Source organism: Streptomyces sp. NPDC004266 (genome assembly GCF_042874095.1).
GTDB lineage: Bacteria > Actinomycetota > Actinomycetes > Streptomycetales > Streptomycetaceae > Streptomyces.
In genome coordinates, this window is record NZ_JBIAMM010000001.1 from 224339 (window position 1) to 248118 (window position 23780).

Annotated in this window: 25 protein-coding genes; 21 read left to right on the top strand and 4 right to left on the bottom strand. The window is 73.4% G+C overall.

Going from position 1 to position 23780, the window contains the following annotated elements; translation table 11 throughout:
- Positions 1-132 precede the first annotated feature (132 nt).
- From hrcA to ACFYUZ_RS00950, 4 genes are all read left to right on the top strand, one after another.
- Positions 133-1152, top strand: a complete 1020-nt coding sequence (hrcA, locus tag ACFYUZ_RS00935) for a heat-inducible transcriptional repressor HrcA (RefSeq protein ID WP_389305107.1) — start codon at positions 133-135, stop codon at positions 1150-1152.
- Positions 1153-2292, top strand: a complete 1140-nt coding sequence (dnaJ, locus tag ACFYUZ_RS00940; RefSeq protein ID WP_189801871.1) for a molecular chaperone DnaJ — start codon at positions 1153-1155, stop codon at positions 2290-2292.
- Between the two features lie 279 nt (positions 2293-2571).
- Positions 2572-3663, top strand: a complete 1092-nt coding sequence (locus tag ACFYUZ_RS00945) for a nitronate monooxygenase (RefSeq protein ID WP_389305109.1) — start codon at positions 2572-2574, stop codon at positions 3661-3663.
- The gene (locus ACFYUZ_RS00950) at positions 3660-4403 is read left to right on the top strand and encodes a 16S rRNA (uracil(1498)-N(3))-methyltransferase (protein ID WP_389305111.1); all 744 of its coding nucleotides are present in this window, start codon (positions 3660-3662) and stop codon (positions 4401-4403) included. Before ACFYUZ_RS00945 ends, ACFYUZ_RS00950 begins: the two co-directional genes overlap by 4 nt.
- On the opposite strand, the gene ACFYUZ_RS00955 is transcribed toward ACFYUZ_RS00950, so the two are convergent.
- The gene (locus ACFYUZ_RS00955) at positions 4400-4750 is read right to left on the bottom strand and encodes a hypothetical protein (protein ID WP_389305113.1); all 351 of its coding nucleotides are present in this window, start codon (positions 4748-4750) and stop codon (positions 4400-4402) included. The genes ACFYUZ_RS00950 and ACFYUZ_RS00955 overlap by 4 nt on opposite strands.
- Positions 4751-4818: 68 nt before the next feature.
- Between ACFYUZ_RS00955 and ACFYUZ_RS00960 the strand changes: the two genes are divergently transcribed.
- The 5 genes from ACFYUZ_RS00960 to ACFYUZ_RS00980 all read left to right on the top strand — a co-directional run bounded on the left by ACFYUZ_RS00960 (position 4819) and on the right by ACFYUZ_RS00980 (position 9593).
- Positions 4819-6114, top strand: a complete 1296-nt coding sequence (locus ACFYUZ_RS00960; RefSeq protein ID WP_389305115.1) for an ATP-binding protein — start codon at positions 4819-4821, stop codon at positions 6112-6114.
- Positions 6111-7208, top strand: a complete 1098-nt coding sequence (locus ACFYUZ_RS00965) for a tetratricopeptide repeat protein (RefSeq protein WP_389305116.1) — start codon at positions 6111-6113, stop codon at positions 7206-7208. Before ACFYUZ_RS00960 ends, ACFYUZ_RS00965 begins: the two co-directional genes overlap by 4 nt.
- Positions 7209-7326: 118 nt before the next feature.
- Positions 7327-7686 carry a histidine triad nucleotide-binding protein gene (locus ACFYUZ_RS00970; protein ID WP_093876164.1) on the top strand — a complete coding sequence of 120 codons (360 nt, stop codon included), beginning with the start codon at positions 7327-7329 and terminating at the stop codon, positions 7684-7686.
- 3 nt (positions 7687-7689) lie between these two features.
- Positions 7690-8595: a ribonuclease Z gene (locus ACFYUZ_RS00975; protein WP_389305118.1), complete on the top strand. Its 906-nt coding sequence runs from the start codon at positions 7690-7692 to the stop codon at positions 8593-8595.
- Positions 8596-8597: 2 nt separating this feature from the next.
- Positions 8598-9593 (top strand): adenosine deaminase, encoded by a 996-nt coding sequence (locus tag ACFYUZ_RS00980; RefSeq protein ID WP_389305119.1) that lies wholly within the window; start codon positions 8598-8600, stop codon positions 9591-9593.
- A 156-nt stretch (positions 9594-9749) separates the two neighbouring features.
- Here the strand turns inward: ACFYUZ_RS00980 and ACFYUZ_RS00985 are convergent, their stop codons facing one another.
- Positions 9750-10091 (bottom strand): hypothetical protein, encoded by a 342-nt coding sequence (locus ACFYUZ_RS00985; RefSeq protein ID WP_389305120.1) that lies wholly within the window; start codon positions 10089-10091, stop codon positions 9750-9752.
- Positions 10092-10101: 10 nt separating this feature from the next.
- Between ACFYUZ_RS00985 and ACFYUZ_RS00990 the strand changes: the two genes are divergently transcribed.
- Positions 10102-10566 carry an RICIN domain-containing protein gene (locus ACFYUZ_RS00990; protein ID WP_389305122.1) on the top strand — a complete coding sequence of 155 codons (465 nt, stop codon included), beginning with the start codon at positions 10102-10104 and terminating at the stop codon, positions 10564-10566.
- A 4-nt stretch (positions 10567-10570) separates the two neighbouring features.
- Here the strand turns inward: ACFYUZ_RS00990 and ACFYUZ_RS00995 are convergent, their stop codons facing one another.
- Complete coding sequence (locus ACFYUZ_RS00995) at positions 10571-11953, bottom strand: MFS transporter (RefSeq protein ID WP_389305124.1); 1383 nt, start codon at positions 11951-11953, stop codon at positions 10571-10573.
- 255 nt (positions 11954-12208) lie between these two features.
- Here ACFYUZ_RS00995 and ACFYUZ_RS01000 point away from each other — a divergent pair, with 255 nt between their 5' ends.
- From ACFYUZ_RS01000 to ACFYUZ_RS01020, 5 genes are all read left to right on the top strand, one after another.
- A complete protein-coding gene (locus ACFYUZ_RS01000) occupies positions 12209-13327 on the top strand; it encodes a carbohydrate kinase family protein (protein WP_389305125.1) in 1119 nt (372 codons plus the stop codon).
- Positions 13328-13433: 106 nt separating this feature from the next.
- Positions 13434-14480 (top strand): PhoH family protein, encoded by a 1047-nt coding sequence (locus ACFYUZ_RS01005; protein ID WP_389305126.1) that lies wholly within the window; start codon positions 13434-13436, stop codon positions 14478-14480.
- A 12-nt stretch (positions 14481-14492) separates the two neighbouring features.
- Positions 14493-14990: an rRNA maturation RNase YbeY gene (ybeY, locus tag ACFYUZ_RS01010; RefSeq protein WP_041129173.1), complete on the top strand. Its 498-nt coding sequence runs from the start codon at positions 14493-14495 to the stop codon at positions 14988-14990.
- A 5-nt stretch (positions 14991-14995) separates the two neighbouring features.
- Complete coding sequence (locus ACFYUZ_RS01015; protein ID WP_389305128.1) at positions 14996-16291, top strand: hemolysin family protein; 1296 nt, start codon at positions 14996-14998, stop codon at positions 16289-16291.
- Complete coding sequence (locus tag ACFYUZ_RS01020) at positions 16288-16641, top strand: MmcQ/YjbR family DNA-binding protein (protein ID WP_389305129.1); 354 nt, start codon at positions 16288-16290, stop codon at positions 16639-16641. The genes ACFYUZ_RS01015 and ACFYUZ_RS01020 overlap by 4 nt, the downstream gene beginning before the upstream one ends.
- Before the next feature lie 36 nt (positions 16642-16677).
- Here ACFYUZ_RS01020 and ACFYUZ_RS01025 read toward each other — a convergent pair whose 3' ends face one another.
- A complete protein-coding gene (locus tag ACFYUZ_RS01025; protein ID WP_389305130.1) occupies positions 16678-18102 on the bottom strand; it encodes an MFS transporter in 1425 nt (474 codons plus the stop codon).
- Positions 18103-18270: 168 nt separating this feature from the next.
- On the opposite strand from ACFYUZ_RS01025, the gene ACFYUZ_RS01030 reads away from it, so the two are divergent.
- The 6 genes from ACFYUZ_RS01030 to era all read left to right on the top strand — a co-directional run bounded on the left by ACFYUZ_RS01030 (position 18271) and on the right by era (position 23763).
- Positions 18271-19092 carry a helix-turn-helix transcriptional regulator gene (locus ACFYUZ_RS01030; RefSeq protein WP_389306239.1) on the top strand — a complete coding sequence of 274 codons (822 nt, stop codon included), beginning with the start codon at positions 18271-18273 and terminating at the stop codon, positions 19090-19092.
- A gap of 97 nt (positions 19093-19189) precedes the next feature.
- Positions 19190-19552 (top strand): cytidine deaminase, encoded by a 363-nt coding sequence (locus ACFYUZ_RS01035; RefSeq protein WP_389305132.1) that lies wholly within the window; start codon positions 19190-19192, stop codon positions 19550-19552.
- A 210-nt stretch (positions 19553-19762) separates the two neighbouring features.
- Positions 19763-20242: a hypothetical protein gene (locus ACFYUZ_RS01040; protein WP_389305134.1), complete on the top strand. Its 480-nt coding sequence runs from the start codon at positions 19763-19765 to the stop codon at positions 20240-20242.
- A gap of 199 nt (positions 20243-20441) precedes the next feature.
- A complete protein-coding gene (locus ACFYUZ_RS01045; protein ID WP_389305136.1) occupies positions 20442-21776 on the top strand; it encodes a beta-xylosidase in 1335 nt (444 codons plus the stop codon).
- 67 nt (positions 21777-21843) lie between these two features.
- Positions 21844-22791, top strand: coding sequence for a WxL protein peptidoglycan domain-containing protein (locus tag ACFYUZ_RS01050; protein ID WP_389305138.1), 948 nt, complete (start codon positions 21844-21846; stop codon positions 22789-22791).
- A 21-nt stretch (positions 22792-22812) separates the two neighbouring features.
- Complete coding sequence (gene era, locus ACFYUZ_RS01055; protein WP_371129588.1) at positions 22813-23763, top strand: GTPase Era; 951 nt, start codon at positions 22813-22815, stop codon at positions 23761-23763.
- Positions 23764-23780 lie beyond the last annotated feature (17 nt).

A 23780-nucleotide genomic window follows, 5' to 3' on the forward strand; every position in this document is an offset into this window, starting at 1 on the left:
TGCGGGCGCCGCCTCCTTGCCAGGAGCGATGCCCGCCGCCGTACACTGACCGGGGGATCGCTGGCACTCGGACAGGGCGAGTGCCAAAAGCGGAGCAACCGGAACGACGTCGACAGCTGGAGGTGCGCCACGATGCTCAGCGAACGCAGGCTCGAGGTCCTGCGTGCCATCGTCCAGGACTACGTCGGGACGGAGGAGCCGGTCGGCTCCAAGGCGCTCACCGAGCGCCACAAGCTCGGCGTGTCGCCCGCCACCGTGCGCAACGACATGGCCGTCCTGGAGGACGAGGGGTACATCGCCCAGCCCCACACGAGCGCCGGGCGCATCCCCACCGACAAGGGCTACCGGCTCTTCGTCGACCGGCTCGCCGGCGTCAAGCCGCTGTCGACGCCCGAGCGGCGGGCCATCCACAACTTCCTCGACGGAGCCGTCGACCTCGACGACGTCGTCGGGCGTACGGTACGACTGCTCGCCCAGCTGACCCGCCAGGTCGCCGTCGTCCAGTACCCCTCGCTGACCCGCTCGACCGTCCGGCACGTGGAGCTGCTCTCGCTGGCCCCCGCCCGCCTGATGCTCGTCCTCATCACGGACACCGGCCGGGTCGAGCAGCGCGTCGTCGACTGCCCCGCGCCCTTCGGCGAGACCTCGCTCGCCGACCTGCGGGCCCGGCTCAACAGCCGGGTCGTCGGCCGCCGGTTCGCCGACGTGCCGCAGCTGGTGCAGGACCTCCCCGAGTCCTTCGAGGAGGCCGAGGACCGCGCCACGGTCTCCACCGTGCTCGCGACCCTCCTCGAAACCCTCGTCGAGGAGCACGAGGAGCGGCTGATGATCGGCGGCACCGCCAATCTCGCCCGCTTCGGACACGACTTCCCCCTGATGATCAGGCCCGTCCTGGAAGCCCTGGAGGAGCAGGTCGTGCTCCTCAAGCTGCTCGGCGAGGCCAAGGAATCGGGCATGACCGTACGCATCGGGCACGAGAACGCCCACGAGGGGCTGAGCTCCACGTCCGTCGTCTCGGTCGGCTACGGTTCGGGCGGCGAGGCAGTCGCCAAACTCGGCGTGGTCGGACCGACCCGCATGGACTACCCCGGAACGATGGGAGCGGTACGCGCAGTGGCACGTTACGTCGGACAGATCCTGGCGGAGTCGTAAGTGGCCACGGACTACTACGCCGTACTCGGCGTGCGCCGCGACGCGTCCCAGGACGAGATCAAGAAGGCCTTCCGGAGGCTCGCGCGCGAGCTGCACCCGGACGTCAATCCCGATCCGAAGACGCAAGAGCGCTTCAAGGAGATCAACGCCGCCTACGAGGTCCTCTCGGACCCGCAGAAGAAGCAGGTCTACGACCTCGGCGGCGACCCGCTCTCGGCCTCCGGCGGCGCCGGTGCGGGCGGCGGCTTCGGAGCGGGTGGCTTCGGCAACTTCTCCGACATCATGGACGCCTTCTTCGGCACGGCCTCGCAGCGCGGCCCGCGCTCGCGCACCCGCCGCGGCCAGGACGCCATGATCCGCCTGGAGATCGACCTCAACGAGGCGGCCTTCGGCACCACCAAGGACATCCAGGTCGACACGGCCGTCGTCTGCACCACCTGTTCGGGTGAGGGCGCCGCGCCCGGCACCTCCGCGCAGACCTGTGACATGTGCCGCGGCCGCGGCGAGGTCTCCCAGGTCACGCGGTCCTTCCTCGGCCAGGTCATGACCTCCCGCCCCTGCCCGCAGTGCCAGGGCTTCGGCACGGTCGTGCCCACCCCGTGCCCCGAGTGCGCCGGCGACGGGCGGGTGCGGTCCCGCCGCACGCTCACGGTCAAGATCCCGGCCGGTGTCGACAACGGCACCCGCATCCAGCTCGCGGGCGAGGGCGAGGTCGGCCCCGGCGGCGGTCCCGCCGGCGACCTGTACGTCGAGATCCACGAGACCCCGCACGAGGTCTTCCAGCGGCGCGGCGACGACCTGCACTGCACGGTCACCATCCCGATGACGGCGGGCGCGCTCGGCACCAAGGTGCCGCTGCAGACCCTCGACGGCGTCGAGGAGATCGACATCCGGCCGGGCACGCAGTCCGGCCAGTCGATCCCGCTGCACGGGCGCGGCGTCACGCACCTGCGGGGCAACGGCCGCGGCGACCTGATCGTGCACGTCGAGGTGACGACCCCGAGCAAGCTCGACGCGGAGCAGGAGCGCCTCCTGCGCGAACTGGCCAAGCTGCGCGGCGAGGAGCGGCCCACGGGGCAGTTCCAGCCGGGGCAGCAGGGGTTGTTCTCGCGGCTCAAGGACGCGTTCAACGGGCGGTAGGCGCTCGGCCGGGGGTTCCGGGGGTCGTCCCCCGGGTCGGCACGGTCAGCCGGGGCAGCAGGGGTTGTTCTCGCGGCTCAAGGACGCGTTCAACGGGCGGTAGGCGCTCGGCCGGGGGTTCCGGGGGTCGTCCCCCGGGTCGGCACGGTCAGCCGGGGCAGCAGGGGTTGTTCTCGCGGCTCAAGGACGCGTTCGACGGGCGGTAGGCCTGAGGAAGGGGCGGCACTCCGGTGCCGCCCCTTTTCCTACCGCTCCGTACGGGCATGACACGATGCCCGTATGTCCACCACCGCACTGAACGATCTCTCTCGGTTCCCGATCGTGCAGGCCCCCATGGCGGGTGGCGCCTCCTGTCCCGAGCTCGTCGGAGCCGTCTGCGAGGCCGGGGCGCTCGGCTTCCTCGCCGCCGGGTACAAGACGGCCGGAGGCCTGTACCAGGAGATCAAGCGGGTGCGCGGGCTCACCGCGCGCCCCTTCGGGGTCAACCTCTTCATGCCGCAGGACGGGCGGCCCGCCGACCCCGCCGCCGTCGAGGTCTACCGCCACCAGCTCGCGGGCGAGGCCACCTGGTACGACACCCCCCTCGGCGAGACCGACGACTCCCGCGACGACGCCTACGACGCCAAGCTGGCCATCCTCCTGGAGGACCCGGTCCCCGTCGTCTCCTTCACCTTCGGCTGTCCGGCGAAGGAGACCTTCCACGCCTTCGACCGCGTCGGCACGTACACGATCGTCACCGTCACCTCCGCCGACGAGGCCCTCGCCGCGCAGCGGGCCGGCGCCGACGCCGTCTGCGTCCAGGGCGTCGAGGCCGGCGGACACCAGGGCACGTACCGCGACGACCCGTCCGACGAGGGCGCTCCCGGGACCGGGCTCCTCACCCTCGTCACCCAGGTCCGGGAGGCCGTCGCGCTGCCGATCGTCGCCGCCGGCGGCATCATGCGCGGTGCGCAGATCGCGGCCGTCCTCGCCGCCGGGGCCGACGCCGCCCAGCTCGGCACCGCCTTCCTCCCCTGCCCCGAGTCGGGCGCCCACCCGCTGCACAAGCAGGCCCTGACGGACCCGCTCTTCACCCGGACCGCCCTCACCCGGGCCTTCTCGGGGCGCCCGGCACGCGGCCTCGTCAACCGCTTCATGCGCGAGCACGGGCCGTACGCCCCCGCCGCCTACCCCGAGATCCACCACCTCACCGCCCCGCTCCGCAAGGCCGCCGCTGCCGCCGGCGACGCCCAGGGCATGGCCCTGTGGGCCGGCCAGGGCCACCGCCTCGCCCGGGAGCTCCCCGCCGGGCAGCTGGTCGAGGTGCTGGCCGCCGAACTCGACACCGCCCTCTCCGACCTTTCCGGGCTCGCCCCCAGGAGCGCCTCATGACCGCACCCGTCTTCGTCGTCGACACCGTCCCCGGTGCCGGGAGTTTCCTCCTGGACGGGCCCGAGGGGCGGCACGCCGTCTCCGTGAAGCGGCTGCGCGCCGGGGAGGAGCTGGTCCTCGCCGACGGGCGGGGCCGCTGGGCCGAGTGCGTGGTGGTCTCCGCCGAGGGCAGGGACGAGCTCACCGTGCGGGTCGACGAGGTCCACGAGGACCCCGAGGAGGAGCCGCGCGTCACCGTCGTCCAGGCCCTTCCCAAGGGGGACCGGGGCGAACTCGCCGTCGAGACCATGACGGAGACCGGCGTGGACGGGATCGTGCCCTGGGCCGCCTCCCGCTGCATCACGCAGTGGAAGGGGGACCGGGGCCTCAAGGCGCTCGGCAAGTGGCGGTCCACCGCGCGCGAGGCCGGCAAGCAGTCGCGCCGGACCCGCTTCCCCGAGGTCGCCGACCTCATGACGACCAAGCAGGTCGCCGCCCTCCTCGCGGACGCCGACTTCGCGGCCGTCCTGCACGAGGACCGCGACCACCCCAGCGGGACGCTCGCCACCGCCGAACTCCCGGCCAAGGGCTCGATCGTGCTCGTCGTCGGCCCCGAGGGCGGGGTCTCCCCGGACGAGCTCGCCGCCTTCGAGGCCGCCGGGGCGAAGCCCTACCGCCTCGGCCGCAGCGTCCTGCGCACCTCCACGGCCGGCACGGCGGCGACGGCCCTGGTCCTGGGGCGCACGGGCCGCTGGAGCTAGTCCGAACCCGTCAAGGCGTCGAAGAGCGGCCAGGCGTCCACTTCCCGTACGCCGTTCTCGTACGGGAGGAGGCCGCGGGCCGCCGCCAGGTCGAGGAGCCGGCGGACCACGCCCGGCTCGTTCAGGTTGAGGTGCCCGCCGGCGGCGGCCACCTCGCCCGCGCCGTACGGGAAACCCGCCGTGACGCGGCCCGGACCGCTCTCGAACACCAGCCTGAGCAGGGCGTTGCGGGATTCGGCCCGGCGCAGCGTGACATAGGTGCGGCAACCGGGATGGGTGTGGCCGACGTTCCACAGCCAGACCCGGCCGTCCACCGTCAGCCGGCGCGGTGCGCGGGCACGTCTCATGGACCGCAGCCTACGAGGGCGGGCCACCCGCTGGACGGGGGACGGGGTGACTTTTCTAGGCTGGCCCCATGGCCGACGAGTCCCCCCTCATCCGCAGTCTGCGCGCCGCCGTGGCCGCCGCCCCCGGTGACGTTCCCCTGCGCCTCCACTTCGCCGAGCTCCTCCTCGCGGAGGGCCGCAACGACGAGGCCGTCGCGGAGGCGGCCGTCGCGCTCCAGCACGCGCCCGGCGACGCGGACGCCCGCGCGCTGATGGTCCGGGCGATGGGGATGCCGACGGCGCCCGCACCCGAGGTGCCGGTCGCGCCCGCGCCCGAGGTGTCGGTCGCGCCCGTACGCGAAGAGCCCGCGCAGCCCCCGGCCGTCCCCTCCTTCGACTGGGACGCCGCCGAGCAGCAGGTCCAGGACCTCGTCGGTCCCCGGTTCCTGGACGACCCGCAGGCAGACGGCGCCGGCGGGACCGCCGGGGACGCCGCCGCATGGGACGTCGACGCCCCCGGCGCCGTGCGCCTCGCCGACGTCGGCGGCATGGACGAGGTCAAGGAGCGACTGGAGGCCGCCTTCCTCGCGCCCCTGCGCAACCCCGAACTGCGCAGGCTGTACGGCAAGTCGCTCCGCGGCGGCCTCCTCCTCTACGGCCCGCCCGGCTGCGGCAAGACCTTCGTCGCGCGGGCCGTCGCGGGCGAGCTCGGCGCGAACTTCCTCACCGTCTCGCTCTCCGACGTCCTCGACATGTGGATCGGGGCCTCCGAGAAGAACATCCACGACATCTTCGAGACCGCCCGCCGCCAGGCGCCCTGCGTCGTCTTCCTCGACGAGCTGGACGCCCTCGGCGCCAAGCGCTCGCGCACCCACCACAGCGGCCTGCGCAACGTCGTCAACCAGCTCCTCACCGAGCTCGACGGCATCGCGAGCGGCGCCGGCAACGAGGGCGTCTTCGTCCTCGCCGCCACCAACGTGCCCTGGGACGTGGACATCGCGCTGCGCCGCCCGGGCCGCCTCGACCGCACGCTGCTCGTGCTGCCGCCGGACGCCGCCGCCCGGGAGGCGATCCTCCGCTACCACCTGCGGGAGCGCCCCATCGAGGCCGTCGACCTCGGCAGACTCGTCAAGGCCACCGAGGACTTCTCCGGCGCGGACCTCGCGCACGTCTGCGAGACGGCCGCCGAGGCCGCGCTCCTCGACTCCGCCCGCACCGGCTCCGTCCGCCTGATCACCACCAAGGACCTGCTCGGCGCGGCCCGGCAGATCAAGCCGTCCACGGAGCCGTGGTTCGCCGCGGCCCGCAACGTCGCCATGTTCGCCAACGAGGGCGGCCTGTACGACGACCTCCTCGCCCACCTCAAGCGGAAGCGCAAGCTGTGACCGCCTCCTCCACCGCGCTCGCCCGCGCCGAGGCGCTCTACGAGACCGGGCGGTACGCGCAGGCCGGCGAGCTCGTCGCCCGGCACCTGGCGACCGAGCCGGAGGACTCCCAGGCGCTCCTCCTGCTCGCCCGCTGCCACCACCGGGCCGGCGACGGGGCCGCCGCGCTCACCGCCGTCGACCAGGCGCTGAGGGGCGAGCCCGAGCTGCTCGGGGGCTGGCTGATGCGGGTCCACATCCTGCTCGCCGCCCGGCGGTTCCAGGAGGCCGAGGCCACCGCCCGGCACGCCGTGGAACTCGCCCCGCAGCACTGGGGCAGCCACTACGCGCTCGGCACCGCCCTCGCCGAGCACGCCGAGCACGCGCGCACGCCCGCGCGTGCCGTCGAGGCGTACGAGGCGGCGCGGGTCGCCGTGAGCCTCGCCCCCGAGGAGGACGCGGCCCACTTCCTCGTCGGCCTCACGGCCCAGCGGCGCGGCGACCACGCCACCGCGCAGCGGGCGTACGAGACGACCCTGCGGCTCAACCCGCAGAGCAGCGAGGCCCACAACAACCTCTCGCTGCTGCGGCTGCGCCGCCGCTGGTTCCGGCGCGGGGCCTGGACGCAGGCCGCCGAGGGCTTCGTCGCCTCCGCCGCGCTCGACCTCCACGACCGCAAGGCCCGCTACAACCTGGAGGCCATGGCCTGGAACACCGCCGCCGGGGCCCGCTGGGTCGCCCTCGTCGGCTTCCTGGCCTCCGCCGTCGCCCTCGCCGCGGTCCCGGACGGCGCGACCGGGGCGGACGCGGCCGTGCCGCTCCTGGTCGGCGGGGCCGTGATCCTCGGCGCCTGGACCGGGTGGGGGGTGTGGATGGCCCGCCGGGTGCCGCCCCGGCTGCGCCGGCCCCTGCTCCTCGTGGCCCGCAACTGCCGGCCCGTGCTGTTCATGGCGGGGGCCGTCGGGCTCCTCGGCCTCTACTCGCTCGTCTCGCTCGCCCTGGGGTCCTTCGACCCGGGCGTGGTGAGCGGATTCGGCACGCCCCTGTTCTGGGGCGTGATCATCACGTACTGGGTGAGCCGCTCGGCGCTCAACCGCCGCACACCCAAGGAGTAGGCCCTCTTCCCGGCCGTGAGGTTCTCCGTCGGCTGTCGGAGGCGGCGGATAGCATGACCGGGTAGTTGATCGTCAGTGCGTCGTCAGTGATCGCCATCAGACCGAGGAGGCCCGGGACATGGCCGGAGAGCCGCAGAGCGACTGCCTGTTCTGCAAGATCGTGGAAGGGGAGGTGCCGGCGACGATCGTGCGCGAGACGGAGACCACCGTCGCGTTCCGCGACATCAACCCGCAGGCGCCCACGCACGTCCTCGTGATCCCGCGCCTGCACTACCCCGACGCCGCGTCGCTGGCCGCCGCCGCGCCGACCGTCGCCGCCGACATACTGCGGGAGGCGGGCGAGGTCGCCGAGCAGGAGAAGATCGACGGCAGCGGCTTCCGGATCGTCTTCAACACCGGCGCCGGCGCCGGCCAGACCGTCTTCCACGCCCACGCGCACGTCCTCGGCGGCCGCGGCCTCAACTGGCCCCCCGGGTAACCCGTGTCCGTACGCGAACTGGTCGTCCTCGGGACCGCGAGCCAGGTCCCGACCCGGCACCGCAACCACAACGGCTACGTGCTGCGCTGGGACGGCAGGGGCATCCTCTTCGACCCCGGCGAGGGCACGCAGCGCCAGATGCTGCGGGCCGGGGTCGCCGCGCACGACCTCGACCGGATCTGCGTCACGCACTTCCACGGCGACCACTCGCTCGGCCTGGCCGGGGTGATCCAGCGGATCAACCTCGACCAGGTCCCCCACCCGGTCACCGCCCACTACCCGGCGAGCGGGCAGCACTTCTTCGAGCGCCTGCGGTACGCCACGGCCTACCGCGAGACCGTGCGGCTGACCGAGGTCCCGGTGGCCGCCGACGGGCCGCTCGCCGTCACCGGGTCCTTCACCCTGGACGCCCGCCGGCTCTCCCACCCCGTCGAGTCCTACGGCTACCGGATCATCGAGCCCGATGGGCGCCGCCTCCTGCCCGAGAAGCTCGCCGCGCACGGCATCAAGGGCCCCGACGTCGGCCGGATCCAGCGCGACGGCAGCCTGAACGGCGTCTCCCTCGACGAGGTCAGCGAGGTCCGGCGCGGGCAGCGCTTCGCCTTCGTCATGGACACCCGGCTCTGCGACGGGGTGCACGCCCTCGCCGAGGGCGCCGACATGCTCGTCATCGAGTCGACCTTCCTCGACGAGGACGTCCGGCTCGCCACCGACCACGGTCACCTGACGGCCGGACAGGCCGCCGCCGTCGCACGGGACGCGGGCGTCCGGCACCTCGTCCTGACCCACTTCTCGCAGCGCTACTCCGACCCCGCCGCCTTCGAACGGCAGGCGCGGGCGGCCGGGTTCGACGGCGAGCTGAGCATTGCCCAGGACCTCATGAGGGTCCCCGTACCGAAACGAACGTGAACATGCCTGTACCCAAGGCCGAACTGCACCTCCACATCGAGGGCACCCTCGAACCCGAGCTCGCCTTCGCGCTCGCCGCCCGCAACGGCGTCACCCTGCCGTACGCGGACACCGACGCCCTCCGCGAGGCGTACAGCTTCAGCGACCTCCAGTCCTTCCTGGACCTCTACTACAACCTGATGGCGGTCCTGCGCACCGCCGAGGACTTCACCGAGCTCGCCGACGCCTACCTGGAGCGGGCCGCGGCCCAGGGCGTCCGGCACGCCGAGATCTTCTTCGACCCGCAGGCGCACACCGCCCGCGGCGTCCCGATCGGCACCGTGATCGAGGGTCTCGGCGCCTCCCTCGACCGCGCCGAGGAGCGGTACGGGATCTCCACCCGGCTCATCCTCTGCTTCCTGCGCGACCAGTCGGCCGAGTCGGCGCTCGCGACCCTGGACGCCGCGAAGCCGCACCTGCACCGGATCACCGGGGTCGGACTGGACTCGGCGGAGGTCGGCCACCCGCCGGCCAAGTTCCGCGAGGTGTACGAGGAGGCCGCCCGGCTCGGCCTGCGCCGCGTCGCCCACGCGGGCGAGGAGGGCCCGGCGGCCTACGTCCGCGAGGCGCTCGACGTGCTCGGCGCGGAGCGGATCGACCACGGGCTGCGCTGCATGGAGGACCCGGAGCTCGTCGACCGGCTGGCCCGCGAGCGGATCCCGCTGACGGTGTGCCCCTTCTCGAACGTCCGGCTCCGCGTCGTCGACACCCTCGCCGACCATCCGCTGCCCGCGATGATGTCGGCGGGGCTGCTCGTCACCGTCAACTCCGACGACCCCGCCTACTTCGGGGGATACGCGGGCGACAACTTCGACGGGGTGCGCGACGCGCTGGGCCTGTCGCCGGAACAGCTCCGCGAGCTGGCGCGGAACTCCTTCCGGGCCTCGTTCCTGGAGGACGACGAGGAGCGGCGGGCGCGGTACCTCGCCGAGGTGGAGGCGTACGAGTTCGCCGTGTAGCGGCGGTTTTCCGCCGTACCGGCCCCACGGGCCCCCCGCGCGGTGATACTGGGCGCCGGCAGTCGTCTCCGGGGGGAGCAGCAGGGTGTCAGACGCGTCCGGTCCCACGGGGGAGCCCAGGAGCACGGATCCGGGCGCGGCCGTCGGCCGGCCCCCCTACCAGCCGCCCCGGTGGGCCTGGTGGGTGGCCGGGGTCGTGGTGCCGCTGATCGGCATTCTCGCGACGGTCCTGGTGCAGACACAGCGCGCGGGCAGCGCGGGCGCGCCGCCCGTCCAGGGCGCGCCGTCCGCCGCCCCGTCCACCACGAGCGCCGCCCCGGCCGCCCCGGCCGTTCCGTCGGCCTCCGCGACGTCCTCGGCCCCGGCGCCACCGAGCCCCTCGCCGCCGGTCTCCGCGCCGTCGCCGACCCGGGCTCCCACCGGGGCGCCGGCGACGACCCCGCCCGCCCGGCGGTCCACGGCGCCGGCCCCGCCCGCCCCGCCCGCCCGGCAGGACACCGGCAGCGCCGTGGCACCCCCCGTGGGCTCGCTCGTACGGATCGTGAACGGCCACAGCGGTCTGTGCCTCGCGGTGCCCGGCGCGTCGACCGAGGTCGTCGACCTGAACCAGTTCGGCTGCGGCCCGTACGCCGACCACTTCTGGCGTCTGAGGGCCGCGGGCGCGGACGGCGCGGGCCGGATCCGCTACCGGATCGTGAACGGCAACAGCGGCTACTGCGCGGCCGTGCCGGCCGCGAGCAAGGACGCGGCGGTGCGGGTCAACCAGTTCCCCTGCGGCGACTATCCCGACCACTTCTGGCGGGTCGAGTACCAGAAGCGGGACGGCGGCGGGCGTCCGCTCTACCGGATCGTGAACGCCAACAGCGGGCTCTGCCTCGCCGTCCCCGGCGCGGCCACCCACGAGACCGCGCCCGTCGACCAGGCCCCCTGCGGCCCGTACGCCGACCGCTTCTGGCGGTTCGCCCGGGAGTGAGCCCTCAGCCCCGGTCCGACGGGCGGGCCAGACGGAACGCCGACCTCGCCATGCGGCGGCGCCCCGCCGGGACCCCGACCGGCGTGACCTCCTGCTCCGGCGCCCCCACCTGGGGGACCAGGGCCGTCGTCCCCGGTCCCCGCCCCGCGAGCACCGCGGCGGGCGCCCCGCCGCGGCGGCGGATCGAGCCCGGGACCAGGGGGCGGCCGGAGGCGTGGCGGGCGACCGCCGTCATGGGGGCGGCGACCAGCAGGAGCAGGGCGCAGAGGACCAGGCCCATGCCCGGGTAGCCCGCGCGGTCGGAGAGCAGGGAGCCGGTCACCGGGCCGCAGGCCACGCCGAGGGAGGAGGCCGAGCCGACCATGACGGCCCAGCGGCCGCGCGGGTCGAGGGAGGCGGCCAGGCCCAGGAGGTAGGACAGGACGACCGGGTAGACGGTGTTCCAGAGGATCTCGCCGGTCGCGAAGCCGGTGAGGTCCTCGGCGGAGGAGCTCAGCCACACGCAGCCCGCGATGACCACCGTGCCCGCGCCGATGGGGACCGCCCGGCCCAGGCGCGAGCCGAGCGCGCCCGCCGCCGTGACGCCGGCGAGGCCCGCGCCGAGCGCCGCCGCGAAGACCGCGCCGACGGTGACCTCGGAGAGGCCCGCCTGGGTGAGCCCGATGCGGCCGCTCACGCCCCACAGGGCGTTCTGCGCGAGGGACCAGCACAGGACGCCTCCGGCGAGCACGGCACCGGCCCGCCGGTACGGCAGGGGCCCCGGGGCCGCCGCGGCCCCGGGCCCCCTGTCGGAGGACCCCCTGCCGGAGGCCGTGGCCGTCGCCGACCGATCCCGCACCGCGCGTCCGGCGTCCGGCAGCAGCCCCGTGGCCGGCCCGACCAGGGCCGCCGCGCAGGCGATCGCGAGGAGCGGGGCGGCGTGGCCGCCGCCGAGGTGCGGGAGGGTCAGGTAGAGGGCGCCCGCCGTCGCCGAGACGGAGAGCAGGCCGAGGGTCGAGGCGCGGTGCGGGTCGCGCCGGCCGGCGATCCCCGCCACGGCCACCGCCGTCGCGGTGCCCGAGCCGAGGCCGCCGAGGACCGCGCCCGCGACCACCAGCGGCACGAGGCCGGTCGCGGCGGCGGAGCCGTATCCGACGGCCATCGCGAGCAGGCCGGCGCGGGCGGCGCGGCGCGGCCCGATCCGCTCCCCGCGCGCGGCGAGCGTGAAGCCGGCGGTCGAGGAGCCGAGGAGGAGGACGGAGCCGACCAGGCCCGCCTGCGCGGGCGTGAGGCCGAGTCCGGCGGAGAGGCGGCCGACGACGGTCGGCAGCAGGTACGGGGCGAGGTAGCCGGCGGTGAAGAGGGCGACGAGGGCGACGAGCGCCCCGCCGCGGGTCCGCGAGGACATGGGCGTTCCCAGGAACGGAAGGGGAGGGGTGGAGCGCCCGGGGCGTGCGCGGGGCACGGGGTCGCGGAACCATGTGTATCAAGCGGGCGGGCGGCCGGAGAAGGTGGTTTCCGCCGGTTCGGCGTGTGATCCGGGTCACCAACGGTTTGGCAGGTCGGGGCGGGGGTAAGAGGGCGTATTTCTGTGCGTCCAGCCCGTCACCCCATCCCCATCAGGCACACTGATCTGATCCGCACCGCGACCGGGGAGTCTGCCGTGACCACAGCAAGGGGAGAGCAGCCGCAACACGACGCAGGGGTCGACCCGTTGGTGCGCCTGCGCGAGCCCACCGACCCGGCCTGCGACGTCTTCCTGACCGGCACCGTCTTCCTGGACATCATCTTCACCGGACTGGACAGCGCGCCCGTCCGCGGCACCGAGTCCTGGGCCCGGGGGATGGGGTCGAGCCCGGGCGGCGTCGCCAACATGGCCACCGCCCTCGCCCGGCTCGGGCTCCGGACCTCGCTCGCCGCCGCCTTCGGCGACGACCACTACGGCGAGTACTGCTGGGACGCCCTGGAACAGGGCGAGGGGATCGACCTCTCGCTCTCCCGGACCGTGCCCGGCTGGCACTCGCCCGTCACCGTCTCCATGGCCTACGAGGGCGAGCGCACGATGGTCTCCCACGGCCACGAGGCCCCGCCGCTCGACGGCGCCCTGCCCGCCTACCCGCCGCACGCGCGCGCCGCCGTCGCCTCCCTCGTGCCCGGCCGCTCCGAGGAGTGGGTCGCCCGGGCCGCCCGCGGCGGCGCCAAGGTCTTCGCCGACGTCGGCTGGGACGACACCGGCCGCTGGGACCTGGCGGGCCTCACCGACCTCCAGCACTGCGAGGCCTTCCTGCCCAACGCCGCCGAGGCGATGCGCTACACCCGCACCGACTGCCCCCGGGCCGCCGCCCGCGCCCTCGCCGACAAGGTCCGCTACGCCGTCGTCACCCTCGGTGCCGAGGGCGCCTACGCCGTCGACGGCGCCACCGGCGAGACCGCCGAGGTCCCCGCCATCCAGGTCTCCGCCCTCGACCCGACCGGCGCGGGGGACGTCTTCGTCGCCGGCTTCGTCACCGGCACCCTGGCCGACTGGCCGCTCGCCGACCGGCTCGCCTTCGCCGGCCTGACCGCGGCGCTGTCGGTGCAGGAGTTCGGCGGCTCGCTGTCCGCCCCGACCTGGGGCGAGATCGCCGCCTGGTGGCAGCACGTCCAGGGCCACGCCTGCCAGGACCCCGAGGCGCTGCGCGGCCGCTACGCCTTCCTGGAGCGGATCCTGCCCGCCCCGGACCGCTCCTGGCCGCTGCGCAGGGCCGTGCCGACGATCGGGTTCCGGGCGGCCCACCCGTAAACCGCTACGGGCTTGTCGGCGCCTGGTCGTAGGCTTGGTAGCCGAGAGGTCGTCGAGCGGCGAGGACCCCGCAACGGGAGGTATGTGCAGGCCACAGTGCCGGCCCATGACTCACACACCCACAGCCCATGACGGAGCGCCCCGCGAGGAGGCGCCCGGACAGGCCCGCGCCCACTTCACCGTCCCCGCCAAGCACCCCATGGTGACCCTGCTCGGCTCGGGTGACGCCCTGCTCCGCGTGATCGAGCGGTCGTTCCCGGAGACCGACATCCATGTGCGGGGCAACCAGGTCAGCGCGGTCGGAGACGCGGCGGAAGTCGCCCTGATCCAGCGCCTGTTCGACGAGATGATGCTGGTGCTCCGCACCGGTCAGCCGATGACGGAGGACGCAGTGGAACGCTCGATCGCCATGCTCAGGGCGAGCGAGAACGGATCGGCGGAGGGCGGCGAGGAGACCCCCGCCGAGGTGCTCACGCAGAACATCCTCTCCAGCCGGGGACGCACGATCCGTCCCAAGACGCTCAACCAGAAGCGGTACGTCGACGCGATCGACAAGCACACGATCGTCTTCGGCATCGGCCCCGCCGGCACCGGCAAGACCTATCTCGCCATGGCGAAGGCGGTCCAGGCCCTGCAGTCCAAGCAGGTCACCCGGATCATCCTGACCCGCCCCGCCGTCGAGGCGGGCGAGCGCCTCGGCTTCCTGCCGGGCACGCTCTACGAGAAGATCGACCCGTACCTGCGGCCGCTCTACGACGCCCTGCACGACATGCTCGACCCCGACTCCATCCCCAAGCTGATGGCGAACGGGACGATCGAGGTCGCGCCGCTGGCGTACATGCGCGGACGGACGCTGAACGACGCGTTCATCATCCTCGACGAGGCGCAGAACACGAACCCCGAGCAGATGAAGATGTTCCTCACCCGCCTCGGCTTCGACTCGAAGATCGTCATCACCGGTGACGTCACCCAGGTCGACCTGCCGAACGGGACGAAGAGCGGTCTGCGGCAGGTCCGGGACATCCTCGACGGGGTCTCCGACGTCCACTTCTCGACGCTCACGTCGCAGGATGTCGTCCGGCACAAGCTCGTCGGCCGTATCGTCGACGCGTACGAGCAGTACGACAGCCGCAACGGCCGCAACGGGAAGTAGTACACAAGCACCATGTCGATCGACGTCAACAACGAGTCCGGCACCGAGGTCGACGAGCAGGCGATCCTCGACATCGCCCGCTACGCGCTCGCGCGCATGCGCATCCACCCGCTCTCCGAGCTCTCGGTGATCGTCGTGGACGCGGAGGCGATGGAGCAGCTCCACATCCAGTGGATGGACCTGCCCGGACCGACGGACGTCATGTCCTTCCCGATGGACGAGCTGCGCCCGCCGTCGAAGGACGACGAGGAGCCCCCGCAGGGCCTCCTCGGCGACATCGTGCTCTGCCCCGAGGTCGCCACCCAGCAGGGCAAGGACGCCCCGACGCAGCACTCCATGGACGAGGAGCTCCAGCTCCTCACCGTCCACGGGGTGCTGCACCTGCTCGGGTACGACCACGAGGAGCCGGACGAGAAGGCCGAGATGTTCGGCCTCCAGGCGGCGATCGTCGACGGCTGGCGCGCGGAGAAGGGGCTCACCGGCCCGTCCCCGGCGCCGACCGTCTCCTGACCCCGATGGACGCTTCGCTGATCTTCGGCGCGGTCGCGCTGGTCGTGGTCGCATGGCTCGCCGCCTGCGCCGAGGCCGGTCTCGCCCGCGTCTCCAGCTTCCGCGCCGCCGAGGCCGTCCGGTCCGGGCGGCGCGGCTCGGAGAAGCTCGCCCAGGTCGCCTCCGACCCGACCCGCTATCTCAACGTGGCGCTGCTCGTCCGCGTCGCCTGCGAGATGGCGGCCGGGGTCCTCGTCACGTACGCCTGCCTGGAGGCCTTCCCGGAGACCTGGGAGGCGCTCCTCGTCGCCATCGTCGTGATGGTCCTCGTCTCGTACGTGGCCGTCGGCGTCTCGCCGCGCACCATCGGCCGCCAGCACCCGCTGAACACGGCGACCGCCGCCGCGTACGTGCTGCTGCCGCTGGCCCGGATCATGGGCCCGATCCCGCAGCTGCTCATCCTCATCGGCAACGCCCTCACCCCGGGCAAGGGCTTCCGCAAGGGCCCCTTCGCCTCGGAGGCCGAGCTGCGGGCCATGGTCGACCTCGCCGAGCAGGAGTCGCTGATCGAGGACGAGGAGCGCCGGATGGTGCACTCGGTCTTCGAGCTGGGCGACACGCTCGTCCGCGAGGTGATGGTGCCCCGGACCGATCTCATCTGCATCGAGCGGTACAAGACGATCCGTCAGGCCCTGACCCTCGCGCTGCGCTCCGGCTTCTCCCGGATACCGGTCACCGGCGAGAACGAGGACGACATCGTCGGCGTCGTCTACCTGAAGGACCTGGTCCGCCGGACCCACATCAACCGGGACTCCGAGGCCGACCTGGTGTCCACCGCGATGCGGCCCGCCGCCTTCGTGCCCGACACCAAGAACGCCGGTGACCTGCTGCGCGAGATGCAGCAGGAGCGCAACCACGTCGCCGTCGTCATCGACGAGTACGGCGGCACGGCCGGCATCGTCACCATCGAGGACATCCTGGAGGAGATCGTCGGCGAGATCACCGACGAGTACGACCGGGAGCTGCCGCCCGTCGAGGAGCTCGGCGAGGACCGTTACCGGGTCACCGCCCGCCTCGACATCGGCGACCTCGGCGAGCTGTACGGCTTCGGCCCCGACGAGTACGACGACGAGGACGTGGAGACCGTCGGCGGCCTCCTCGCCAAGTCGCTCGGCCGGGTCCCGATCTCCGGGGCCAAGGCGGTCGTGGAGCTGCCGGACGGCCGCTCGCTGCGGCTGACGGCCGAGGCCCCCGCCGGCCGCCGGAACAAGATCGTCACCGTGCTCGTGGAACCGCTGGAACCGGAGGAGAAGCCGGAATGACCCCCGACGAGCTGCGAACCTTCTGCCTGGACTTCAACGACGCGTCGGAGGAGTTCCCCTTCAGCCCGGAGGTCTCCGTCTTCAAGGTCGCCGGGAAGATGTTCGCGCTCTCGTGGCTCGACGCCGAGCCGCTGCGGGTCAACCTCAAGTGCGACCCGGAGGAGGCCGTACGGCTCCGCGAGGAGCACCCGGCGATCGCCCCCGGCTACCACATGAACAAGCGGCACTGGAACACCGTGACCGTCGGAGAGCTCCCGGACCGGATGGTCCGGGAGCTCGTCGAGGACTCGTACGACCTGGTGGTCGCGGGTCTGCCGAAGGCCGTACGGCTCCGCCTCGACAGGCCGTAGCCGGGGGCGTACGGCACCGGCCCGACGGGCCCAGGTTCAGGACCGGCGCCGCAGGCCGAGGGCGACCAGGGCCGCCGCGCCCAGCACGATCGCCGCGTCCAGGGCGATGACCGTGCGGACCCCGGCGAAGAGGTCCGTGCCGGTGGTGGCGAGCACCCCGAGCAGCGGGATGCCGACGGTGAGGCCGACCTGCTGGGTGGTGGTGACCAGACCGGTCGCGAGCCCCTGCTCCTCGTCGCTGACGCCGGAGGTGACGGTCACGCCGTACGAGACGATCGCGCCGAGGTGCAGCATCGACGCCAGGGAGACGGCCGCGGTCGCCAGGACCGCGCCGGACTCCCGGCCGATGCCGAGGATCGCGGCGGTGAGCAGGCCCTGACCGGCGAGCGAGACCACCAGGGTGCGGTGGGCCCCGATCCGGCCGATCACCTTCGGGGTGATCATGCCGGCGAGGACCGAGAAGGCGCCCTGGACGCCGAAGACGATGCCGGAGGCGAAGGCCGAGAGGCCGAGGGTCTCCTGCAGGTACAGGGTCAGGACGAAGACGATCGTCGACATCATCGAGAAGGTGACCAGACCGCCCACGTTGCCGAAGGCGACGGTGCGGCGGCGCAGCACCGGCAGCGAGACCAGCGGGGCCGGGTGCCGGGACTCGATCACGCCGAAGGCCACGAGCAGGAGCACGCCCAGGGCGAGGGTGACCGGGACGTCCACGCCGCCGAAGCCGCGCTCGGCCGCCGTCGTCAGGGCGTAGATCAGGGAGAGCAGACCGCCGGTGACGGTCATCGCGCCGGGCACGTCGAGGCGGGGCCGCTCGGGGGTGCGGGACTCGGGCAGCAGGCCCGGGGCGATCGGCACCACGACCAGGGTGAAGACGGCGAGCAGGGCCATCGTGGAGCGCCAGCCGAGGGTGTCGGTCATGACGCCGCCGAGCACCATGCCGATGGTGAAGCCGAGGGACATCAGGGTGCCGGAGATGCCGAGCGCCCTGGCCCGCAGCGGGCCCTCGGGGAAGACGGTGGTGAGCAGCGCCATGCCCGTCGGCACGATCGCCGCCGCGCCCAGCCCCTGGAGGGCCCGGCCGGCGAGGAAGGCGCCGGGGCTCCAGGCGAGGGTGGCGAGCAGGGAGGCCGCGCCGAAGAGCACGAGGCCGGAGAGGAAGAGCTTCCTGCGGCCGAAGAGGTCGCCGATCCGGCCGAAGAGCAGCAGGAAGCCGCCGGAGGGCAGGGCGAAGGCGGTGACCGCCCACTGGAGGGCGGACGGGTCGAAGCGCAGGTCCGCGCCGAGGACGGGCAGGGCGACGTTCAGGACGGAGAAGTCGAGCGCCACCATGAACTGGGCGGCGCACAGGACGAAGAGGACGAGCCGGTCGCGGCCGGTGAGGGCCGGGGGAGCGGCCGGGGCGGCGGAGGCGGCGGAGGGGGAGGCGGGGGACTCGGGCGGGGTGGTCGTCGTTGCCATGCCCCCACCTTCGGCGGACGGGAACAATGCCGGGGAGCGGGTACTTATCCTGTTGGTCGCACCACCAGGCATCCACCATGCGTCCAGGGGGAGGAAGCACACGTGGCCACCGCTCTCGAGAGTGCCGGCGCGAAGCAGCACCGACTCGGCGAACTGCGCGAGTTCCTGATGAGTCGTCGGGCCCGGGTCAGTCCGGCCGAGGCGGGACTCCCGGACGGCGGCGCGCGCCGCCGCACCCCGGGCCTGCGCCGCGAGGAGGTCGCGGTCCTCGCGGGCGTCGGGGTCTCCTGGTACCAGTGGCTGGAGCAGGGCCGGGACATCACGGTCTCCCCGCAGGTCCTCGACTCGGTGGCGCGGGTGCTGCGGCTGAGCCCGGCCGAGCGGCGCCATCTCTACGTCCTGGCGGCGCTGAACCCGCCGCCGCTGGAGGCGGCGCCGGAGGACCTGGACATGTGCCACGGCCTGCGGCGGCTCATCGACGCGTGGATGCCCTTCCCGGCGCACATCATGGACCAGTACTGGAACACCGTGATGTGGAACGACGCGGCGGCGATCGTGCTCGGCATGCGCAAGGAGATCGTGCAGAACTGCCTGACCGCGTTCTTCACGGACCCGCTGTACCGCTCGCGGTCGAAGCGCTGGGAGGAGCTGGCGCCGAAGGTCGTCGCGCAGTTCCGTTCGGCGTGCTCCGAGTGCCCGGACGACGAGGGTTTCCGGGCGGTGGTCGAGGAGGCCAAGGAGCTCAGCCCGGAGTTCGCGGAGCTGTGGGAGCGGCGGGACATCCTGCCCGGCGGCCAGAACCGCAAGGAGATGGAGCACCCGCTGGTCGGCACGCTGGTCGTCGAGGCCACCCAGCTCAGGGTCCCGGCCCGCCCGGACCTGGTGATCGTGATGCACACCCCGCTCCCGGAGGCGGACACGGCCGAGAAGCTGGAGTGGCTGGTCTCGCCGGAGGGACGCCGCGGGGCGATGTACCCGGTCGCGGGCTGAGCCCGGGCCGGCCCCGGCCGGTCGCGGGCTGAGACCGGGATCGATCACGGGCTGAGACCGGACGGGGCGCGCGCGGACCTCGACCTATGCTCGGGGCATGACACTCAGCAGCGAGCACGGCGACCTCGGCGCCGAGGACCTCAAGATCATCACCCTTGCGCGGAGCGCCCGCGCCCGCAACGGCGTGCCCGAGGGCGCGGCCGTGCGCGACGAGACGGGCCGCACCTACGTGGCCGGCACCGTGGAGCTGGAGTCGCTCAAGCTGAGCGCCCTGCGGACCGCGGTCGCGATGGCGGTGGCCAGCGGTGCCGAGTCCCTGGAGGCGGCGGCCGTGGTGTCGAGCGCCGAGTCCGCCTCGGAGGAGGACCGCGCGGCCGTACGGGACCTGGGCGGCCCGGAGACGCCGGTGCTGCTCGCGGGCCCCGACGGCAAGCTGCGCGCGGCGGTCACGGCCGGCTGAGCCGGGCGGCGGGAACGGGGCGCGAGGGTCCGGCGGCAGGCCGGGCCCTCACGTCTTTGTGCGTTCGTGAAGGATCACCGCGTCTTCTCTTGCCTTCCCCGGCGGTCTGCGCGTCAATGACAGCGGTTCGTCCGACGGACCGTCAGATATCCGTCTTTCACGCAGTGTCCGCACCCCTGCGTTCGGCATCGGAAGGGGTTCGAACCCGTCATGAGAAGCAGAAGCACCTTAGGGACCGTCGCGGTACTCACCGGGGCGCTCGCCGCCGCCGGCCTCGCCTTCGCCCCGACGGCCGGGGCCGTCTCGCCGGGCTCGGCCACGGCGACGTACGACTGCGGCAGCTGGGGCGGTGGCGCCGCCACCCTCACGGCCACGCAGAGCGGCACCGCCGCGACCATCACCATCAGCTCCTCCGTCACCACGCCGATCGCGGTCGGCACCGACACCATCAGCTCGACCCTGACGCTGGCCAAGGCCGGCGGCGGCACCCGGGTCTTCACCGGGAAGAAGAACCCGGCCCGCTCCGCCGGGCAGTCGGTCGTCATGGGCCCGCTGAGCGGGACCGTGGCCTCGGGCGACAGCCTCAACTCGTACTTCGCGGGGGTCGCCCTCAAGATGGTGATCTTCGGGGTCACGGTGAACTGTGACGCGGTGACCTCGCAGTCGCCGGGCCCGTTCGTCTTCAGCTGACCCCGTCCCCACCCGGACCGGTGTCGCCCTCGGCGGCACCGGTCTCTGTCGTGACCTGTCGTGACCTGCGTAAACGACGGAAATCCATCGATCTTGACAGTATCTGATGGGTCATCAGTCGGTGGAATCCGATTCCATTGACTTCTCTCCGCCCGCCACCGTCAATGGCGCCCACTCATCCCTCAGGAGGGGGCACACCATGGCATTCACCCGATCCCGGGCGGCGGCCCGAAGACGGCGCTGGACCGCCGTCCTCGGCGTCACCGCCCTCGCGGCCGCCGGCACGGGCGCGCTCGCCGCCCCGGCCGGCGCGACGGCCACCTCGCAGTCGGTGGACTTCCAGACCCGCTGCGTCCCGCCGCCGATCGCCCAGATCCCGCCGATCGAGGGCACCACCACCGCCCAGATCACGGTCGACAAGACCAGCCCCAAGGTCGGCGAGACCGTGACCGTGACCTACACCGTCACCAAGCCCGCCGCGTCCAACCCCGTCGACCTCGCGCTCCCGGCCGACATCATGACGCCCAGCGGCAAGGTGGTCCTCGGCGGCGCCCAGACCGGCACGGTCACCGTCACCGGCCCCAAGAAGAACCCGCCGGTCCCCGGCAAGGGCTCCTTCCCGGCCTTCTCCATGACGGGCACCTTCACCGCCACCGAGGCCGGGTCGATCACCCTCTCGCCCGGCGACTACAACATCCACACCAGCTACCTCATGGAGCTGGACACCCCCTGTACGGTGCTCAACCCGCCCGCCCCGGTCTCGGAGACGGTCGTCGCGAGCCCCGTGACCAGCCCCAACACCCGCGCGCTCCAGCTCGACAGCGCCTCCGGCGACCCGGGCGTCCGGGTCACCGTCACCGGCTCCAGGTTCACCCCGCTCACCGAGGTCACCGTCGTCGGCCGCGCCGGAGCGGCGGAGACCGCCGACAGGATGACCGCCACCACCGACAGCGAGGGCGGCTTCGCCGCGCGCCTGAAGGTGAACGACCCGGCGACCACCGGGATCGTGGCGTACGAGGGCACGGCCTGGGACCCCGAGAAGGGCGCGGGCCCCGCCGCGTACAAGGTCGTCGTCCCGGCGCCGCCGAACAGCCAGACGATCACCGCGGCCGTCACGGCGGGCGAGCTGTCCATGACGCAGGCCGGGGACGCCGTCCAGCTGTCCTCCGTCGACTTCGGAGCGGGCGGCGCGGCCACCGGCGCGCTGCAGACGGTGACCGTCAAGGACTTCCGCGGCGGCCCCGCCGGCTGGTCCCTGACCGGCAAGGTCACCGACTTCACCGGCCCCGGCGGCGCGATCGGCGCCGGAAACCTCAGCTGGACCCCCGCCTGCACCGCCAGGGCCGGCAGCCCCAGCGCCTGCGCGGCCGGTTCGGCGGGACCGGTCGGCAGCGGCGGCGCGACCCTCGCCTCCACCCCGAACGGCACCCTCACGGGCGGCGAGTTCACCGTCGACGCGCAGCTCTCCCTCGACGTCCCGGCGTTCACCGCGCCCGGCTCGTACGCGGGCGTGCTCACGCTGACCCTGTCCTGACCGCCCTCGCGGGCCGGGCGCGCACCCGGCCGGCCCGCCCCGATCCGCACCCCGGGGGTCCGCACCCGTGCGCACGAAGCCGTACGTCCTCCTCCTGAGCACCCTCCTCGTACTGCTCGGCCTCGCGCCGGGCGCCCGGGCCGCCGAGAACGGCGAGTGGGCCGTCTACCCGGCCGCCTCGAAGCTCGGCGGCCGCCCGTACTTCTACCTCTCCGCCGACCCCGGCACGACGCTCACCGACCGCGTCACCGTGGCCAACAAGACGTCCGCCCCGCTCACCTTCCGGCTGTACGGCGCCGACGCCTACAACACCGACCGGGACGGCGGCTTCGCCGTCCGCACCCAGCGGGAGAGGCAGACCGGCGCCGGCGCCTGGATCAGGCCCGAGCGGACCCGGATCACCGTCCCGGCCCGCTCCGCCGTCACCGTCCCCTACACCCTGACCGTCCCCGCCGACGCCGACCCCGGCGACCACCCCGGGGCCCTCGTCGCCCTCGACGAGCGGATCGCCCGGGGCGGGAAGGGCTCCGTCGCCGTCGGCGTCCAGCGCGCGGTCGGCGCCCGCGTCTACCTCCGGGTCAACGGGCCGACGGTCCCCGCCCTCGCCGTCGAGGACGTCACCCTCGACCAGGACCGGCCGCTGGTCCCCGGCACCCGCACGAGCAGCGCCCTCGTCTCGTACACCCTGCACAACCGGGGCAACGTCACCCTCAACCCCAAGGTCGTCCTGAAGGCCCGGGGCCTCTTCGGCCGCACCCTCCTCGACCGCGACCTGGTCAGGGTGCCGGCCGAGCTGCTGCCCCGCCAGAAGATCCGGCTCACCGAGCGCTGGACCGGCTCCCCGCAGCTCGACTGGGGCGACGTCACCCTCACCGCCACCGCGAAGGACGTGAAGGAGAGCGGCACCGTGTCCTTCCTGGCCCTGCCCTGGCTCGCCGCCGCGGTCCTCGTCACGGGCGGCGCGGCCGGGCTCTACGGCCTGCGGATACGCCGCCGCCGGGCACTGAGTGCGTGACGCGGGCGCTCATCGGGGACAATGGCCCCCATGAGCGCTCGCAACCAAGAAACCGAAGCCGTCCACCGGGCCGGCTTCGCCTGCTTCGTCGGCCGCCCCAACGCGGGCAAGTCCACCCTCACGAACGCTCTGGTCGGCCAGAAGGTGGCCATCACCTCGAACCGGCCGCAGACCACCCGGCACACCGTCCGCGGCATCGTGCACCGCCCGGACGCGCAGCTGATCCTGGTCGACACCCCCGGCCTCCACAAGCCGCGCACCCTCCTCGGCGAGCGGCTCAACGACGTCGTGCGCACCACCTGGGCCGAGGTCGACGTCATCGGCTTCTGCCTGCCCGCCGACCAGAAGCTCGGCCCCGGCGACCGCTTCATCGCCAAGGAGCTCGCCGGGATCAAGAAGACCCCGAAGGTCGCGATCATCACCAAGACCGACCTGGTCGACTCCAAGACGCTCGCCGAGCAGCTCATCGCGATCGACCAGCTCGGCAAGGAGCTCGGCTTCGAGTGGCAGGAGATCGTCCCGGTCTCGGCCGTCGGCGACAAGCAGGTCCAGCTCGTCGCCGACCTGCTCATCCCGCTCCTGCCGGAGTCCCCGCCGCTCTACCCGGAGGGCGACCTCACCGACGAGCCGGAGCAGGTCATGGTCGCGGAGCTGATCCGCGAGGCCGCGCTCGAAGGCGTACGGGACGAGCTGCCGCACTCGATCGCGGTGGTCGTCGAGGAGATGATCCCGCGCGAGAACCGCCCGGCGGACCGGCCGCTGCTCGACATCCACGCCAACGTGTACATCGAGCGCCCCAGCCAGAAGGGCATCATCATCGGCCCCAAGGGCAGCCGCCTCAAGGAGGTCGGCATGAAGTCCCGCAAGCACATCGAGGCGCTCCTCGGCACCCCGGTCTTCCTCGACCTCCACGTGAAGGTCGCGAAGGACTGGCAGCGGGACCCCAAGCAGCTCAGGAAGCTGGGCTTCTAGGCGATCTCCTGGGCGGC